This is a genomic window from Segeticoccus rhizosphaerae (assembly GCF_009192725.1).
GTDB classification, from domain to species: domain Bacteria; phylum Actinomycetota; class Actinomycetes; order Actinomycetales; family Dermatophilaceae; genus Segeticoccus; species Segeticoccus rhizosphaerae.
On record NZ_VOHR01000424.1, the window covers coordinates 1 to 2,745 of the forward strand.

Genomic DNA, 2,745 nt, shown 5'->3' on the forward strand with positions numbered 1-2,745 from the left:
GGTCGGGCGACGGAAAGGGTGCCTCCCGCCACCGCCCTCGGCTGAGCGCGCCACCGGCGGCACCGGGAGGCACCCTTTCCGTCGCCCGACCCGTTGCGGCGAGGAGGTGTCCCCCGAAAGACCGGCCTGGCGGACAGAAGCGGCGCCGGAAGCACGGTCGGGAGCAGGTCAGACGGGCGCCGCGTCGTCGGCGGCCGGCCACGAGTCGAGCCGCCACCCGTCGGCGTCCACGTCGACCCGCACCGGCACGCAGGGTGGCAGACGGTGCCCGTCCGCCAGATCGGCCCGCACGTTGCCGGAAAGCATCGGGATCACGAGCGACATCACGTCGCCGTGGCTGAAGACCAGCACGTCCTCGCCACGGTGCAGGTCCGCGATCTCCTCCACCGCCGCCTGAAACCGCGCGACCGCCGCCGGCTCACCCTCGGCTGGGTCCAGCCCCTGCAGGCCGTCCACGACCCGCGACGCCACGTCGAGGTCCGCGGCCGCTGCCTGTGCCGACGCCGACGCCGCCGGGTCGGGGCTCGAGCAGACCGTCGAGATCCGGACGGGCCGAAGCTGCTCCGCGAGCTCGCGCACCTGGCACACGCCCTCGACGGTCAGTGGTGCGCCTGCAGCCGACGACCTCTCGCTCGCGGCGAGGTCCGCCTCTCCGTGCGGCGCGATGAACAGCCGCGCCGCACACTGCAGGTCACTCACCCCTTCACTGTATGCCGCCCTCCCCCGCCAGGGCGGACCGTGCCACCCGCCGACGGCCCGGTGATGGGACCATCGGCGGATGAACCTGTTGCGAGTCCGCACCGAGGCCGAGCTCCGCGCGAGCGGCTGCATCAAGTGGTCGGAGGCGCCCGCTGACGTCCTGCCGGCCTGGGTCGCCGAGATGGACTTCGCGGTCGCCGAACCCATCACCGCAGCCCTGCATGAGGCGGTGGACGGCGGCTGCCTCGGCTACGGTCCTGCGGACGCGACGACCGGCGTCGGCGAGGCACTGGCGAACTTCGCGTCTGCACAGTGGGACTGGGCGTTCGACCCCCGACGGGTGGTGCTGGCCGGCGACGTCGTCGACGCGATCTCCCGAGTCCTCGCCACCCTCGCCGAGGAGGGCCCGGTCATCGTGCCGACCCCCGCCTATCCGCCGTTCCTGACCGTCGTGGGGCACGCGGGCCGCCGCCTGGTCACCGTGCCGATCGACCCGGACGCCGTCGAGGCCACCCACGACCTCGTCGGCATCGAGCGCGAGCTGCGCGCCGGCGCGCGCACGATCGTGCTCTGCAACCCGCACAACCCGTGGGGCCGCTCCTTCCCCAGGGAGGAGCTGGAGGCGCTGCGTGACGTCGCGGAGGCGCACGGAGCGCTGGTCATCAGCGACGAGATCCACGCGCCCCTCACCCTGCCCGGGGCCACCCATGTGCCGTATGCCGCGGTGGCCACTCCCGGGGCCCGCGTCGTGACCGTGACGTCGGCCACCAAGACGTGGAACATGCCGGGCGTCAAGTGCGCGCAGATCGTGTGCGGCAGCGCCGAGGATGCGCAACGGCTGAGGGACTACCCGATGCACCCGGGCCAGTCGTCGCTCGGGGCGGTGGCCAGCCGCGCGGCATACGAGCTGGGCGGCCCCTGGCGGGCGGCGCTGCTCGACCAGCTCGACGCCAACCGGACCCTCTTCACCGAGCTGGTGTCCGGGCGGCTGCCACGCGCCCGGATGCGCCCGCTCGAGGCGACCTACCTGGCCTTCCTCGACGCTCGCGCCTACGGGCTGGCGTCCCCCGGCGAGGCCGCGCTCGAGCGCGGGCGGGTCTGGGTCGACCACCGGCCATGGGGGCCTGGGGGCGAGGGGCACGTCCGCGTCAACCTCGCCACCTCGCCGGAACGCATCGAGCAGATCGTCGAGCGCCTGGCGGCCGCGTGGGAGCGCTGAGACCCTGTCGGGACCGCACTGCCGGCGGGCCCGGCGAGCACGCGAAGATCACGCGCCCGTACCGGCGCTGCTCCTCCTGGCGCCGCGCTCGCCGGTAGCCAGGAACCGCCCCTTCAGTACCTGTCCAGGTCGCCGGCTGCCTCGGCGGCGTGGAGCGGCTCGAGCCCGTGGGCGGCACGCACCACCGCGACGATCTGGGACATGATCGCGGTGAGCCCGAAGTCCTTGGGGGTGAACACGGCTGCCACGCCCGCCGCCTCGAGCCGGGCGCAGTCCGCCTCGGGGATGATCCCGCCGACCACGACCGGGACGTCGCCGGCCCCGGCCGCCGCGAGGCCCTCGACCACCTGGGGCACGAGCACGAGGTGGGAACCGGAGAGCACCGACAGGCCGACGCAGTGCACGTCCTCGGCGACCGCCGCCGCGACCAAGCGGTCCGGCGTCACGCGGATGCCCTCGTAGACCACCTCGAAGCCGACGTCACGGGCGCGCACGGCGACCTGCTCGGCACCGTTGCTGTGGCCGTCGAGCCCCGGCTTGCCGACCAGCAGCCGCAACCGGGTCCCGAGCTCCTCACCGGTCCGGCGGACCATCTCGCGGACGGCGGCCAGCTCGGCGGCTGCCCTGCCCGGCCCTGACTCCGGCTCCTCTCCCCCGGACACCCCACCGCCGGCGACGGTGCCCCCGACCCCGGTCGGCGCCCGGAACTCGCCGAACACCTCGCGCAGCGCGCCCGCCCACTCACCGGTGGTGATGCCCGCCCGTGCGCACTCGAGCGAGGCCGCCATCAGGTTGGCGTTCGAGCCGGCGTCGGTGCGCAGCCGAGC

The 2,745-nt window shown here is 74.6% G+C and carries 3 protein-coding genes; 1 reads left to right on the top strand and 2 read right to left on the bottom strand.

All coding sequences use genetic code 11. The features are described 5' to 3' along the window. Positions 1–168: 168 nt before the first annotated feature. On the bottom strand, positions 169–699 hold the full coding sequence (locus FRW57_RS20040; protein ID WP_162529436.1) for a histidine phosphatase family protein: 531 nt from the start codon (positions 697–699) through the stop codon (positions 169–171). 79 nt (positions 700–778) lie between these two features. Here FRW57_RS20040 and FRW57_RS20045 point away from each other — a divergent pair, with 79 nt between their 5' ends. Continuing rightward, positions 779–1,918 (top strand): MalY/PatB family protein, encoded by a 1,140-nt coding sequence (locus FRW57_RS20045; RefSeq protein ID WP_137122905.1) that lies wholly within the window; start codon positions 779–781, stop codon positions 1,916–1,918. Positions 1,919–2,031: 113 nt separating this feature from the next. On the opposite strand, the gene FRW57_RS20050 is transcribed toward FRW57_RS20045, so the two are convergent. Further along, positions 2,032–2,745: cobalamin B12-binding domain-containing protein (locus FRW57_RS20050; protein WP_203230446.1), on the bottom strand; the 714-nt coding region annotated here is incomplete at its 5' end.